This window comes from Vibrio sp. YT-18, from assembly GCF_033337345.1.
Classification (GTDB): Bacteria; Pseudomonadota; Gammaproteobacteria; order Enterobacterales; family Vibrionaceae; genus Vibrio; species Vibrio alginolyticus.
In genome coordinates this window covers 42,990-56,647 of record NZ_JAWOQO010000005.1, presented here as the reverse complement: position 1 = coordinate 56,647, position 13,658 = coordinate 42,990, and the positions used below count along the sequence as shown (strand labels likewise).

Here is a 13,658-nt window from a genome sequence, read left to right as displayed (position 1 = left end):
GTTCTGCTGCTAGATACATTAAATGCAGGCAAAGTCTTAAGGCAAGCCTTTTCGCATACTAAATTACTTTAGCATTCTATACAGCAAGCAAACTGGCTAAAACCTGTACCAGGTGTCGAACTACCTCCCCTTCAAAACGCTTAACTTGACTGCGGCAGGAGTAGTATTGCGACTTCAGCGCTCCTCAATACAGGTTGAATAAGGCGAATTGCTTTTTACCCATCGCCCCTACAATGAAAACTTATTGATTAACTACAACGAGCGGTTAAATTGCTCCACGGCCTCTACAACACGGATAGCGCCATCTTGTATTTCATTCATCACATTGCCTGCTTTTTCAGAGAGCTCTAGCGTATCTAGTGCTTCTTTTTGGCATTTAGCGATCAGCTTAACTGCGTTATCTGTTCGCTGTAGGTTTTCACTGACCATTGTGACAATTTCATCGGTGGTTGCATTGGTTCTTGTAGCAAGCTGTCTGACTTCATCAGCAACAACGGCAAAACCTCTACCATGCTCACCCGCACGAGCCGCTTCTATCGCCGCATTTAACGCCAATAAGTTAGTTTGGTCAGCGATACCACTGATGCTATTTACCAACTCGCTAATACGCGATGAGTGCGCTTTAAGCTCGTCAATCGCGGTGTTCGCTTGCTGCATTTGCTCGGAAAGTATCTGCATCTTTTCTAACGTTGAGCCTATAACCTCTTGCCCTTGCAGGGTTTGTGTTCCAGTTTCTTGCGAGATTTCATTCGCCAATTGCGCAGCCTGGGCCATTTTCTGTTCCTGCATCACCTGCTGGGTAATATCTGTCGCGAACTTAACGACCTTATAGAGCTCTCCTCTGTCGTTATGGATTGGGTTATATGAAGCCTCTAACCACACCTCTTCACCATAACGGTTAACTCGTTTGAATCGCTCTGATGAAAATTGCCCTTTTGCTAAACGTTGCCAAAACTCACGGTAAGCTTGAGAGCTCGACTCTTCCTGATCACAAAACATGCGATGATGCTTCCCTAGAATCTGATCAAGCGTATAACCCATTGTGTTTAGGAAATTATCGTTGGCTTTTAAAACATGGCCATCTAATGTGAACTCAATTACCGCCATAGAACGACTTAATGCATTTAGCATGTCCTCTTGCTCACGAGATGATTTGATCGTTCGCGTAAGTTCAGAAGCAAAAACAAAAAAGCTTTCTACTTCTCTGCGCTCATTTAAAACAGGCTGGATAATCGTTCTTAACCAGGCTTCCTCACCATTACCTTTCTGTACTTGCAATGCCCCATTCCAGAACACTTTATCTTGGACGGCTTTCTTCATTCGATGAAAGTGATCTGTATTGCGCGAATTTGACGGTACCAATTCAGTAATCGATTTCGTTAAGATCTCATCATCATTTAAGAAAAGTTCTTGCTGTAGCTTAGTATTTGCAGAAGTAATGATGCCTTTACTATCCAATGTTAAGCGGATCATCTCTTCATCTAAACTGGTTTGGATTTGCTGCAGGATTTGCAACTCCTGCTTTAATCGTTGATTTTCTTGTTGAAGCGACTTATTAAAAAACATGACTTTCTCTCATTTGACCGACCTTCGGACTAGTCAAAGGTTTATTATTTGTATACCGAATAAACTGCAAGCGGCCAAATCGTTTGGTTGCATATTCAAACGCGATTTCTATTTCTCATCAAAGGACCCTGCTGGGAATACGGCGATTTTTTCTCCAGTGTAACCTAGCGCAGTATACTGAAATTTCTTCAGCGCCCAAGCTGTTTATACATTTATCAATATTAAAGCTCTTTATCGCCAGTTTGAGGTTTGTATTTGTGGATATACTTATATGGAGAAGTGGTGTGTTCAGATCAACAAGCCTTTCCATCAAAAAGGGGCTTTGACTTAGTTCCAATAATTTTTGCCGTTTTATCGCTGTTCCATCCGCCGTTTGAGCGATTATCCACTCCTTATTCGCTTGTATTTCTATTAACAACGCACGGAGGAACCAGCAACAAGCGCATCGATTTGCCCAGTATCAATACGTTGTGGTATCCGCTCATTCAGTTTGCCGTGAAGGTGATGAATCACCACCTCACCAGTCGACTCGTCACGATCAGAAATGAGGTAATGAGGTAATGAGGTAATGAGGTAATGAGGTAATGAGGTAATAACGCATGACACCAGAGATTACATTATGTGTCCAACATTGTGCCCACTCCTAAGTTTCATAACTTCCTTCCCTCGGACGCTTCTATCTCTCACCACAACAACTATGCTTAAAACGACATGTATTCAATTGTCTAGCTTCAACATATGAAGGTTAAGTGAACATAAACAAGCGAAGGAAACAGGGCCATGGAAGTCGATAAAAATGATAAGTTAACAAAAAAATTACAGATAGTGATTCATTGGTCTGTAAGAGTATTGTCGATAGTTATGTTGTTTGTAATCGTCATGGGTGTGATAGATGTTGCATGGACGATATATCAAAAACTTATCACGCCACCTAAACTCATTCTGACGATTTCAGATATGCTAGCCACTTTTGGTGCTTTTATGGCCGTTTTAATTGCTATTGAAATTTTCATCAATATAACTATTTACCTGCGAGAGAATGTTATTCATGTAAAAATCGTCATGGCCACCGCGCTGATGGCAATCTCCCGAAAGGTCATTATTATAGACTTTGAAACCTTGTCTCCAATGTACCTGATTGGAATTGCGGCTGTAGTTCTTAGTATGAGTCTTGGTTACTGGCTGATCCATAAACTGCCCAATAAGAGCCATACTGAATAAACTTCTCAGCCTCCCGACTTTTCAGATACTCTCACGGCATGAAAAAGTCTTGTCTTGGCACGTTGAAGCTAATAAATTCCTCCATGCTAGGCTCTATATACTGCGAGACTACAAGATTATAGAGTAGTGCCTAAGCGGAGAAATTATCGATATTGTTTTCTAGCAGCTAATCTTTGAGTATTGGCACAGCTCAATGGGGGCAAGTGTTGCTCCAGTTCCCCCATCTGATATATACCCTCAACATCTATGCATTTTACTTTCAACTCCTTCAGCTCAGTTTGCGAAACAGCCTTAAAGGTCAAAGTAACTTTCAATCCCATTCAGAGTGTTGGTCGTGGCCACAGCGGCTAATATCAACCCCATGATCCGACTTACAGCACTAGCTCCTGTATTCCCAATAATCCTGTGTATGCCGCTGGCCATTAATAGCAAGATATAAACAACCAATAGTACCAGCAGCATCATAGCCACGGTCTGGACTTGCTCCCAAATATTAAACCGCACGTTCTCTGTGAGTAAAACGGCGGCTAATATTGCGCCAGGGCTAGCAATTGATGGAATGGCTAGAGGAAAAACTGCTGTATCATGATGACTATTGAGCGTTCTGATTTCTTCTGCTGGTTTACTCTCACCAAATATCATAGTCAAAGCAAACAAGAACAATACGATACCGCCCGAGATTTGAAACGCAGACAAGGGAATACGCATTGCTGTAAGTATGATTTCACCAGCAACAACAAAAAACAGTAGGATAGCAGCGGAGAATAGAGTCGCAAACAGAGCGACCTTACGCTTTGCCACTTCTTCATAGCTTTTTGTGGTTGCGATAAAAACGGGCACAGTACCTATGGGATCGATGACAGCAAAGAAAAAGATAAAAGTTGCCACAAAGTCAATCATGCTACTTCTCCAGTACCAATTTAGCTTTAAGGATAGAAGATCAGCTTGAAGTAGCAGAGAAAATGTTTGACGCTAACATAGCGAGAGCTCATTCAGAAAAACAAAAATGGTGCGTTATTTACAATACAGAACTTACTTCTATCCTATCGATAACTATTAATATCTCAAAGGTAATGACTACCATACCTAACGGTAGTCGCCATCGCTTTAGACTTCTCAGAGAACATCAAAAAAAACAAGTGAACGAGAAGAATATCGACGTCATAAGATAGTGAGGCTTTAGTGTTTATACCAGTGCTCTTTTGACTCCATTTGAGCTTTTACTTCTGCACTATATTCAGCAGTAGGTCGTGCCAATAACCTTGGAATGCCGATAGGTTCTCCGGACTCTAAACAATAGCCATACTCCCCTGTGCGCAAGCGAGCCAACGATTGTTGAATCTTAGGTAACAACTTTTGCTCTCTATCTATGATTCTTAATGCGATTGCAGATTGCTCCTCACTGGACGCCCTATCGCTTTCGTCACTGAATTCCATTGGCGTAATCATCTCTTCTTTCGCGCGTTCAATATGCGCTAACGTCGATTCATAAAGCTCAAATAATCGGTTTTCAAAAAATGCGAGCTGAGCTTCATTCATATAATCCGCCTCGGGCGCTGCAAGAATTTCTTCTTCTGTCATGACATGCTTTTTCTCTTCGTTCATAGAACCTCCACACCGAGATAAGAGTTCGCTCTCTAAATTCCGTACATCTGAATCTGTATAACTTAACGACGAATGAATGCGCCAATAAGGTGCAGTACTCGACACAGTCACAAACTGCTTGATGCCAGAGTTAAGATCACCGACTATATTAATTGTTATATTATAACATTACACTATAAAGAGCATGAGCATGAACACCCAGAAACTCCCTGTTACGGTTTTGTCCGGCTTTCTAGGCGCAGGAAAAACAACCGTTTTAAGTCATATTCTTAACAATAGACAAGGCAGAAAAGTGGCGGTCATCGTCAACGACATGAGCGAAGTCAACATCGACGCAGCGACCGTTCAGAATGAAGTTTCTCTCAACCACAGTGAAGAAAAGTTGGTTGAAATGAGTAACGGCTGCATCTGTTGTACCCTGCGTGAGGATCTACTTGAAGAAGTTACTAAACTCGCGCAAGAAGGCAGATTCGATTACTTAGTTATCGAGTCCACTGGCATCGCCGAGCCACTCCCCGTTGCAGAGACTTTTACTTTTGCCGATGAAAACGGGCTCTCACTTTCAGACGTTGCACGTTTAGACACCATGGTTACAGTAGTTGATGCGATTAACTTTCTGCGTGATTACGATGAAGCTAAGTTCTTAACAGAGACAGCCGAATCCTTAGGTGAAGACGATGAACGCAGCGTCGCCGACTTGCTCGTTGATCAAGTAGAGTTCGCTGACGTTATCTTGATAAGTAAAACCGACCTCGCTGAGAAATCAGAAATCGAAAGGCTTCTTGCTATTCTTAAAACTCTCAATACATCGGCCACTATTCTTCCTATCTCGAATGGTGAAGTAGAACTTGATGCGGTACTCGACACACAAAGCTTCAGTTTTGAAAAGGCACAACAAGCCCCAGGTTGGTTGAAGGAAATGCGAGGCGAGCACATACCTGAAACCGAAGAATACGGCATTTCCAGCTTTGCCTATCATGCGAGACGCCCTTTCCATCCAGAGAAGTTTTACGACTTCCTCCACAATGCGAAAGATTACGGCAAACTGATTCGTTCCAAAGGTTACTTTTGGCTAGCAACCAGACCAGAGTTTGTCGGCCAATGGAGCCAAGCGGGAGGCATCGCACGTTATGGTGTTGCGGGTATGTTTTGGAAAGCGATTCCGAAGGAGGAGTGGCCGACGGATCAAGATTACCTAGATGCTATAAACGACATTTGGCAAGAACCATACGGCGATATGCGACAAGAATTGGTGTTTATTGGTCAGGGATTAGAGCAAGAGAAATTGATTGCTCGTCTTAACGAATGCTTGTTAACAGAAGATGAGATGGAGCAAGGGCTCGACTATTGGTTATCTCTGGAAGACCCTTTCCCTGAATGGGAACAGTAAACGACTGAGATACAAAAAAGCCTCCCACCATTCGGGAGGCTTTTTAGTTACACTGAGCCAATTTTGTTATATAGAACCAACGCAGCAAGTCCGTCTTGGAACAAGCTGAGATTCAAGCATGCAGCGAGGGAATCCTCACCAGCGCATTCAAACCGTCTTCTTCTGGCTCAACTTAGCTATTTTCTTTGGCCAAGGATCTTCAAATGTTGCCCCTTGTTGCCATTGCTCCAATTCCCCTTCCGTTAAAAAGCAGTTTTCCAGCGCATCAATAAACGCATCGACTTCGTTTTCCTGCCCAATCACCGTTAAGCGACAACGACGATCACCAAAGCGGCTTTCAACACTGTCTATCTTATCTTGCAGGATTTGACGATGTTCCTCAGTGAAGTTTTGCGATTCGTCATTGATTACCGAAGCGCGCCAAAAGCCTGTAATTTCAAGCCCCACATTGCCGCTTGCTTGGCTCCAAAGCAGTGAAACATCGTCTCGAGTTGGAAACCAAAAGAACCCTTTACTGCGGAACACACCTTTAGTTAAATACTGGTGGCAGGTATTCCACAAACGCGCAGGATGAAAAGGTCGATCATCTTTGATCACTTTCGCGACAAGGCTTTGTTCGTCTTTATCAGAGAGATTCAACGGCTCATTCACCGTCTCACGAAGTTCTGCGATTAACTGCTCAACAAGGAAGAAATTGTAGTCTTGCTCACCTTTCAACATGCGGATATCCAAGTTTCCCCACGACGTTTTGATTATCTCGGTGTAAACGTTAAGCGGGTGAATCGCCTGCGCGATGTTGCGAACGGTATTGTCGTCCACTTTGTCCGTCTTGGTGAGCATGATACGGCTTGAGAACATGATTTGCTCTACCAACAAGTTTTCAACGCCGCGAACACCCTGCTGCACGTTCTCCTGCCACTTAGGGATTAAGGCAGAACCTTGTCGATAGTCATCTCGCAACCAAGTCGCATCCACCAACGTAATTACGTCTTTGAGTGCGAATTGTGCGTTACTTTTGAAGTACTCGACCAAAGGTAAAGGATGACTACTGCCCGACGTTTCAATCACAACCCATTCTGGCGATTTTTCTGCGCAGAGCTTTTTAAGGGCTTTATCGAGCTGCTTTACACCACTCAGGCTGCTGATGCTGTCTCCACTGATCGTAACAAAGTTGCCCTGCTCTTCACTCACCGCATCGGTATTTAAGATAAGCACGCCATCGACGTCTAACTCACTCATGTCATTAACAATAACGGACAGATCAATACCAGAAGAATCGGCTTGTTGAAGAATATTGCGTAAAAACGTGGTTTTCCCGGACCCGAGAAACCCATGCAAAATGGTGACTGGAATTGATGGCATACTTTTGACCTACAAACTCTGGATGAACGCATGTTATAACATAACAGCTTAGTGAGTTATAGAAGGAATCCAATTGCTGTCTTAGACGCAAAACTTAAGAATCGGTAAAGATCACAGGGGCTGATTTCTCAGAACTCTCCTTCGTTTCTCATCACGTTTCATCACCAGCAAAGGTCTGACTATTGATAAAAATAATAAGTGGTTACAAAACGACCATTGCTTTGTTTATAAAATTGGAGAAAGATGACAATACAGCGATTTATAGGAGGTGGTGTTATGACTTTAGTTCTTACCGTTCTTATTTTCCTAAGTTGTATTGCGATGCTCGCGATTGGTGTGATGTTTTCACGTAGGCCGATCAAAGGCGGAGGTTGTTGCAAAGTGTCCGATGTTGCGGATGTGGGCGCACGTAAAAGAAAAAATCGCAGTCATTATTCTTCTAGGAACACATATTGACACTCACCTATTGCTCCAACCTCACAACACAAAATAGCATAACTGAGCCCTAACAAATTGTCGGGACTCAGTTTTTCGTTTCTACTAGATAATCAAACTCTGATACTCGCGCCAAAAACGAAGGTTTCTGGATGTTAGGAAGCGACTTCGCGATAGGTAAGTCGGCTTTCATTGCATCAACCGGACGATTACGAACTAAAACTTCAAAATGTAAATGTGGTCCGGTTGAACGACCAGTATTCCCAGAGAGGGCTATTTTTTGCCCACGCTTTATAACTTGACCTTTTTTAACCAAGATTTTATTCAAGTGTAGGTAACGAGTTTTGTACACACTGTTATGTTCAATCACTAAATAATTACCGGCATAAGGGTGCTTGCGGACCGCAATTACTTTTCCATCCCCAGTAGAATAAACTGGCGCACCGATTGGTGTCGCGAAATCCGTTCCGTTATGCGGGGTGACTCTTCCCGTCACTGGGTGTTTACGCTTAGGGTTAAACCCAGAGGTGATTCGGCGGTATGCCCTATCGACAGGATAACGGTTAAACGCTCGCTCCAAACTGTTACCAGCTCTATCATAGAACCGTCCATCCTCGGCTAGAAATGCAGCGACTTCGCCCCTCGCTAAGTTAAAAGAAATAGCCTTAATCTCACTATTGCCAGTTTTGTGTTCACCTAAATATTGCTGTTTCACTAATATATCGAAACGGTCACCGGCTCTAAGAGATCGCGCAAAATCAATCTTATCTTTCATCACCTGCGTAATATTTGCGACGTGGCCTGATGTCAATCCAACTCGATGTGCCGAGACTGAAAAACTCCCTTTGATTTCTCCCGAAAATAAGGTTTCACGCCATTCCCCTGAAATTTCCTGAAATTCGTAAGAGAAGGAGCCATCGTTTTCTCTAGTGTAGATAGCCTTCTCTACAAGGCTCATATGATAAATTAGTCGACTCAATTGCCCCATGTCATCCATCACTAATTCAAGCTCTTCTCCGGGCTTAATCATATCTAGCTGGAGGTGATCAAGATCAACTGAGAGAATTTGCTGCAAAATACCGTAAGGGAGACCCAATTGAGCGAAGATACCACTGAGCGTATCTCCCACTTTAACTATGTAGTGTATTTGTTTAGGTTTAGGTTTAGGCAACGGAGTCAAACTGCTATCTGAGGGAACCACTATCTTTGATGATGGAGGTGGTGACGAATCACTGCTTTGATTCAGTTGAGTGCTGTGACTATCTTGATTTGGCTCATCCTCTGTAGGTAGAAGCAAAGCGACCGAAAAACAAAACACAGCAACGATTAAAGCAATAAATTTAAACTGACTCATGAGAAACTAAGTATCAATAACAACGATTGTTATGTTATAACATATATAGGATTATTTTTACTCAGTTTAGTAAACGTTTATTCAGTTCACTGGATTGGCTAAGAGAAGACCAGTCATTCAACCCATTCTCTTTGAGAAGGCTCAATAATGAACACATTCAATTCAGCACTTATCGTTGCAGGAACACACGGAAACGAACTTTCTAGTATTTATTTACATAAACTAATCAAAGAAAAACGTTACTCTGTCAATAGATCAACCTTTTCAGCCTGCTCGATCATCGCAAACTCCGAAGCAGTAAAACACAACGTCCGATACATCGATACAGACTTAAATCGCGAGTTCTCAGCAATGAATAGCAATCATTGTCCTGATTTGCATGAAAGCAAGATTGCACATCAATTTATCGAGAAATATGCAAACCAAGAAAAACTGTTGATTGTTGACCTGCACAATACAACAAGCAATATGGGAGCGACGTTGATTTTGCTTTCTAACGATGTGTTTTATCGGAAACTGGGCGCGTACGTCAAACAACGAATGCCATCAGCACATGTCCTTTTCGAAGAGCGAAAAGAATGGCAAGAGCAACCTTACCTTTGTACTGCTGGGCAATATGGAATAATGATTGAGGTCGGGGCGCAAGCACATGGTGCGCTAGAGTACAGTACGCTGGAGTTGATGAAACAGATGCTTACCGCAGTATTGGACTATGTTGAAAAGCACAACCTCAACCAAATAGGCTTACTGAGCGATTATGAGGCGTTTTTTTACACCGAAGAAATCAGGGTTCCACTTGATCAAGAGGGTATGCGGCAAGCACTAGTACACCCTACTATTTGTGGCAGAGATTTTGAGGCGGTCAAACCAGGAGCACCTTTATTAGCGACTTTCGCTGGTTATGATATCCATTGGAATGGCAAAGGGGAAATTTACCCGCACTTTATCAATGAGAGCGCCTACAGTACCGCAAATATAGCAATGGCCCTCGCTAAAAAAAGACGTGTTTCTTCCGTGTAACTTAAAGCAAGTAATTAGGCCACGTGTAACGTGGATACCTCACCCCATGAATAAAACTGTGCCTGAACCGCATAGGCAGAAAATACGGGTACTAACCCCACCCTAATACGGCAGCATAAGTGCCCTAAGCGCAGCTTTAAAAGAAACCCCACTAGAATTTTAAGGAGGTAAGACATTATGGTTAAAAGGAGAGTTTTCTCTTTTCTATCATGATGCCTTCTCCAAACATCGAAATAATCTATCTTCAAATTGGTCATCTAGACCGGAAGAGATCAGTTCTAGGCGGCTTTCTGAACACTCGTCTAGCTCAAACTCTGTGAGTCCATCTGATGTTAGATTGTAACCAAAAATACCGCTTCCCGTGATAAAAACCGCTTTCATTCGTTCGACCTTGAGGTCGAGCAGCAATAATCTCAGCTTTTGATGATCGAACACGTTTTCAGCGGATATACGCCAACCGATACTGTAGAAACCTTCCCCCTGATTGGTTGCTTTTAGAATGCCGCTCTCAGGCATAGGCAACTCAGGAACAAGTGACTTTTTCTCTCTTTCACGATAAAGAACAGAGGGCGTTTTTTGCACGTCAATACGAGTCGCTCCCTCACATTCATGAAAAGGGATAGCGCCATGTTCAGCGAAAATCACTTTTGTTTCCCGCAGACCGAGCTTTGCTATATAAGCCGTCAGCTTTTGCTCATCTTCATCTTGATAGAGATCGCGCTTATTACCTACCACTGTATCTGCGATAGTGATTTGCTGGTTAAACGTTTCATGCTCAGTGTACTTAGGATCCGATAGTTTACGTGCATCGACTAAAGTAATGTTTTTTTGCAAAGCGAGAATTTGACGATAATACTCGGTCGATAGCACTTGCAGTACTTCTTTAGGATGACCAAGGCCTGTAGGTTCAATCAACAATCGATCTGGCCTTGCTTCAGACAATAATTGATTTAAGGCGATTTGCATCGGAAGACCTGCTGCACAGCACATACATCCCCCGGGGACCTCTCGAATAAACACTTGGTCTTGTTGTTTTTTTTGGCCTTGTAACAAGCTGCCATCAATACCAACTTCGCCAAATTCATTGACCAATACAGCCCAACGTTCATGACTCGGTTTATGGGTCAATAAGTGCATCATTGCCGATGTTTTCCCCACCCCGAGAAAGCCAGTGATGATGTTAGTCGGCACTCGCGAAATCAGTGGCTTATTAAAGTTCATTGGCAATTCTCCGGTAGCCTTGGACTAGTTCATAGTTGGCAGAAACGACGGATTCGGAAAAAGCTGAATATTCTGGCGGCACTTTAGAGATACTCTCTAAATCAAAACCGACACCAATATTGGTCATCGGTGGTACATGGAAATAAGCGGGTAAATCGAGGCCATCGACGACACAGTTATGACGAATAACACACCTCTCACCGATGACGCTATTGAACACGACGGAGTTGAAGCCAATGAAAACATCATCACAAACCTGACAAGGACCATGAATAATCGAACGATGAGCAATGGATGAGCGCTCACCAATGGTCACCGCAGCCCCTGCCTTAGAGTGAATTACGACACCATCTTGGATATTGGTGTCACGTTTGATGACGATAGCTTCCATGTCTCCATGGTTATTAACTTCGTCAGCTCGAATAACAGCATAGGGTCCAATAAAAACGTTATCCTCAATAATGACTTTGCCACAGATAATAGCGGTTGGATCGATAAAGGCTGTTGAGGACACCTGTGGCATATGGCCCGTTGGGTTTCTTCTTAACATAATGCTTCCAGTTTGTTTATGGCTCTTTTTTTACGGTCAGCGACTTAACGATTGAAGGATAAACGCATCGCTCCAGCTGGTTTATCGATGACTTTGTTATTGTCATAAACTAGCGCGCCATTGACCCAAGTCTTTTGAATTTGAGCTGAAAATTCATGTCCAGCAAAAGGCGACCAACCACAATGATATAAACTGTTTTCGTTGCTAACTCGTGTTGGGGTATGAGCATCAACCAACACCAAATCGGCGTAGTAACCTTCACGGATAAAACCTCGGCCTTGAATGCCATAGCGAATGGCCGGGTTGTGCGCAGTTTTTTCGACTACTTGAGTCAAACTCATATGACCTAAACGGACATGCTCGAAGAGAGTAAGTAACGCATGCTGAACTAACGGCAGTCCGGCTGGAGCCTGCTCGTAAGGCACTTGTTTTTCTTGCCAAGTGTGAGGAGCGTGGTCTGTTGCAATGATATCTATTTGCCCCGTATTTAACGCTTTTAACAACGCATCGCGGTCACTAGGAAACTTGATTGAAGGATTACATTTGATCAAGTTACCAAGAGCGCCATAATCTTTGTTGCTGAACCAAAGATGGTGAACACAAGCCTCCGCGGTGATTGATTTGTCTCGAATGTCTCCCTCGTCAAAAAGTGCTAGCTCCTTCGCCGTTGTGATGTGCAGCACATGCAGTTGGCTGTGATACTTTTTGGCAAGTTCTACCGCATAAGAAGATGAAGCGTAACAGGCCTCTTCGTCACGCAAAATGGGATGGTCTTCGATAGTGAAACCTGGCTTCTTAAGCCTTTGCTTTTGCTGGTTTTGTTTAATAACAGTCCCACTTTCACAATGAGTAACAATGAGTACTGGAGAGTCACGAAAAATTGACTCTAACGCTTGCGGATCTTCGACTAACAAATTTCCTGTTGATGCCCCCATAAATACTTTCACACCACAATGTTGTTTGGGGTTAAGTTGTTTAATCTGTTCAAGATTGTCTTCGGTTGCACCGAGGTAGAAAGAATAATTCGCAAACGAGCTTTCTTTAGCGAGAGCGAACTTGCGCTCTAACGAGTCAATAGTCGTTGTAGCCGGACTAACATTGGGCATTTCCATGTAGCTTGTAATACCGCCGGCCACCGCTGCCCGCGACTCACTTGCAATTGTGCCTTTATGTGTCAGCCCAGGTTCTCGGAAATGCACTTGATCGTCAATCATGCCTGGCAGTAAGTAAGCCCCTTTAGCATCAATTACAATATCTCCGTGTTGTACGGATATATTAGTAGCAATCTTGTCAATTCTTTGATCAACAATACGTAACTCTGTTTCGGTAATGGCTCTTTCGTTGACCACCCGAGCGTTTTTAATCAATGTTGCTGACATAATTCATTCTTTTAGATAATTTGAAAAGGTGGCCAATACTCGGTCACCTTGTGAAGCTATAAGGGGAGATCGTGTGTCTGCCTCATAGGGGGCGGTTTGCGCATTCATCGCAAACACAGGAAATCTCAAATTGTGGGCTAAGAACGGTGAAGCCTTCTTGTATGGCTTTCGCACATACGCTAGAAATAACATTGGCTTCAACCGCTATTTCACTAACCTTTCCACACTGAGAGCAAATCAAAAACTGTGGAACGCCATGCTCCTGATCGCACGCGATTTGAGAACAAACGACGTATTTACTAGATGTATTGAGCTTATGGACAAAGTGCTCTGCTTCAAGGAAATCGAGTATTCGATAAACCGACATCGCTTGAATGTTTTGAGAAAAGTTGTGATTGCAGTAGTCAACTAGTTCGTAGGCAGAAAGCGGCTTCTCCGCATATAGCAGTGAAGTCAGTATCAATTTCCGTTTAGTAGTGAGTTGTTTACCTCGCAGCAGGCAGATTTTCTCTACCTGCTTCATGACGTCATCTACCGTTTTGAGCTTTCTCATAT

13 protein-coding genes and 1 pseudogene are annotated in these 13,658 nt (G+C 43.1%); 3 read left to right on the top strand and 11 right to left on the bottom strand.

Going from position 1 to position 13,658, the window contains the following annotated elements; all coding sequences use genetic code 11:
• Window positions 1-252 precede the first annotated feature (252 nt).
• The 3 genes and pseudogenes from R7M72_RS26315 to R7M72_RS26305 form a co-directional block, all read right to left on the bottom strand.
• Window positions 253-657, bottom strand: coding sequence for a methyl-accepting chemotaxis protein (locus R7M72_RS26315; protein WP_372059180.1), 405 nt, complete (start codon window positions 655-657; stop codon window positions 253-255).
• A gap of 129 nt (window positions 658-786) precedes the next feature.
• Window positions 787-1,473: pseudogene (locus R7M72_RS26310) on the bottom strand (PAS domain-containing protein); the annotation flags it as partial.
• Window positions 1,474-1,977: 504 nt separating this feature from the next.
• A complete protein-coding gene (locus tag R7M72_RS26305; protein WP_258508929.1) occupies window positions 1,978-2,172 on the bottom strand; it encodes a hypothetical protein in 195 nt (64 codons plus the stop codon).
• A gap of 174 nt (window positions 2,173-2,346) precedes the next feature.
• Here R7M72_RS26305 and R7M72_RS08630 point away from each other — a divergent pair, with 174 nt between their 5' ends.
• The gene (locus R7M72_RS08630; RefSeq protein WP_005375731.1) at window positions 2,347-2,787 is read left to right on the top strand and encodes a phosphate-starvation-inducible PsiE family protein; all 441 of its coding nucleotides are present in this window, start codon (window positions 2,347-2,349) and stop codon (window positions 2,785-2,787) included.
• A gap of 291 nt (window positions 2,788-3,078) precedes the next feature.
• Here R7M72_RS08630 and R7M72_RS08625 read toward each other — a convergent pair whose 3' ends face one another.
• Entirely contained in the window at window positions 3,079-3,687 is a 609-nt protein-coding gene (locus R7M72_RS08625; RefSeq protein ID WP_054576790.1) for a MarC family protein, read from the bottom strand.
• Window positions 3,688-3,966: 279 nt separating this feature from the next.
• Entirely contained in the window at window positions 3,967-4,392 is a 426-nt protein-coding gene (locus R7M72_RS08620; RefSeq protein ID WP_062730953.1) for a TraR/DksA C4-type zinc finger protein, read from the bottom strand.
• A 190-nt stretch (window positions 4,393-4,582) separates the two neighbouring features.
• Between R7M72_RS08620 and zigA the strand changes: the two genes are divergently transcribed.
• Window positions 4,583-5,782, top strand: coding sequence for a zinc metallochaperone GTPase ZigA (zigA, locus tag R7M72_RS08615; RefSeq protein ID WP_005375723.1), 1,200 nt, complete (start codon window positions 4,583-4,585; stop codon window positions 5,780-5,782).
• 147 nt (window positions 5,783-5,929) lie between these two features.
• Here zigA and R7M72_RS08610 read toward each other — a convergent pair whose 3' ends face one another.
• The gene (locus R7M72_RS08610; RefSeq protein WP_062730951.1) at window positions 5,930-7,144 is read right to left on the bottom strand and encodes a CobW family GTP-binding protein; all 1,215 of its coding nucleotides are present in this window, start codon (window positions 7,142-7,144) and stop codon (window positions 5,930-5,932) included.
• Between the two features lie 523 nt (window positions 7,145-7,667).
• Window positions 7,668-8,933, bottom strand: coding sequence for a peptidoglycan DD-metalloendopeptidase family protein (locus R7M72_RS08600; RefSeq protein ID WP_318056130.1), 1,266 nt, complete (start codon window positions 8,931-8,933; stop codon window positions 7,668-7,670).
• Between the two features lie 147 nt (window positions 8,934-9,080).
• On the opposite strand from R7M72_RS08600, the gene R7M72_RS08595 reads away from it, so the two are divergent.
• Window positions 9,081-9,953 (top strand): aspartoacylase, encoded by an 873-nt coding sequence (locus tag R7M72_RS08595; RefSeq protein WP_054574360.1) that lies wholly within the window; start codon window positions 9,081-9,083, stop codon window positions 9,951-9,953.
• Window positions 9,954-10,160: 207 nt separating this feature from the next.
• Here the strand turns inward: R7M72_RS08595 and R7M72_RS08590 are convergent, their stop codons facing one another.
• The 4 genes from R7M72_RS08590 to R7M72_RS08575 form a co-directional block, all read right to left on the bottom strand.
• Window positions 10,161-11,174: a GTP-binding protein gene (locus R7M72_RS08590; RefSeq protein WP_318056129.1), complete on the bottom strand. Its 1,014-nt coding sequence runs from the start codon at window positions 11,172-11,174 to the stop codon at window positions 10,161-10,163.
• A complete protein-coding gene (locus R7M72_RS08585) occupies window positions 11,164-11,724 on the bottom strand; it encodes a carbonate dehydratase (RefSeq protein ID WP_315957213.1) in 561 nt (186 codons plus the stop codon). Before R7M72_RS08585 ends, R7M72_RS08590 begins: the two co-directional genes overlap by 11 nt.
• Window positions 11,725-11,768: 44 nt before the next feature.
• Window positions 11,769-13,103: a dihydroorotase gene (locus R7M72_RS08580; protein WP_318056128.1), complete on the bottom strand. Its 1,335-nt coding sequence runs from the start codon at window positions 13,101-13,103 to the stop codon at window positions 11,769-11,771.
• Between the two features lie 82 nt (window positions 13,104-13,185).
• Window positions 13,186-13,656: a Fur family transcriptional regulator gene (locus R7M72_RS08575; RefSeq protein ID WP_017821073.1), complete on the bottom strand. Its 471-nt coding sequence runs from the start codon at window positions 13,654-13,656 to the stop codon at window positions 13,186-13,188.
• Between the last annotated feature and the right edge of the window lie 2 nt (window positions 13,657-13,658).

What these genes read in the sequence shown, in the direction of transcription:
- R7M72_RS26315 (WP_372059180.1), bottom strand. Translation starts at nt 657, where the DNA reads ATGCAGCAAGCGAACACCGCGATTGACGAGCTTAAAGCGCACTCATCG.
- R7M72_RS08630 (WP_005375731.1), top strand. Translation starts at nt 2,347, where the DNA reads ATGGAAGTCGATAAAAATGATAAGTTAACAAAAAAATTACAGATAGTG.
- R7M72_RS08625 (WP_054576790.1), bottom strand. Translation starts at nt 3,687, where the DNA reads ATGATTGACTTTGTGGCAACTTTTATCTTTTTCTTTGCTGTCATCGAT.
- R7M72_RS08620 (WP_062730953.1), bottom strand. Translation starts at nt 4,392, where the DNA reads ATGAACGAAGAGAAAAAGCATGTCATGACAGAAGAAGAAATTCTTGCA.
- zigA (WP_005375723.1), top strand. Translation starts at nt 4,583, where the DNA reads ATGAACACCCAGAAACTCCCTGTTACGGTTTTGTCCGGCTTTCTAGGC.
- R7M72_RS08610 (WP_062730951.1), bottom strand. Translation starts at nt 7,144, where the DNA reads ATGCCATCAATTCCAGTCACCATTTTGCATGGGTTTCTCGGGTCCGGG.
- R7M72_RS08600 (WP_318056130.1), bottom strand. Translation starts at nt 8,933, where the DNA reads ATGAGTCAGTTTAAATTTATTGCTTTAATCGTTGCTGTGTTTTGTTTT.
- R7M72_RS08595 (WP_054574360.1), top strand. Translation starts at nt 9,081, where the DNA reads ATGAACACATTCAATTCAGCACTTATCGTTGCAGGAACACACGGAAAC.
- R7M72_RS08590 (WP_318056129.1), bottom strand. Translation starts at nt 11,174, where the DNA reads ATGAACTTTAATAAGCCACTGATTTCGCGAGTGCCGACTAACATCATC.
- R7M72_RS08585 (WP_315957213.1), bottom strand. Translation starts at nt 11,724, where the DNA reads ATGTTAAGAAGAAACCCAACGGGCCATATGCCACAGGTGTCCTCAACA.
- R7M72_RS08580 (WP_318056128.1), bottom strand. Translation starts at nt 13,103, where the DNA reads ATGTCAGCAACATTGATTAAAAACGCTCGGGTGGTCAACGAAAGAGCC.
- R7M72_RS08575 (WP_017821073.1), bottom strand. Translation starts at nt 13,656, where the DNA reads ATGAGAAAGCTCAAAACGGTAGATGACGTCATGAAGCAGGTAGAGAAA.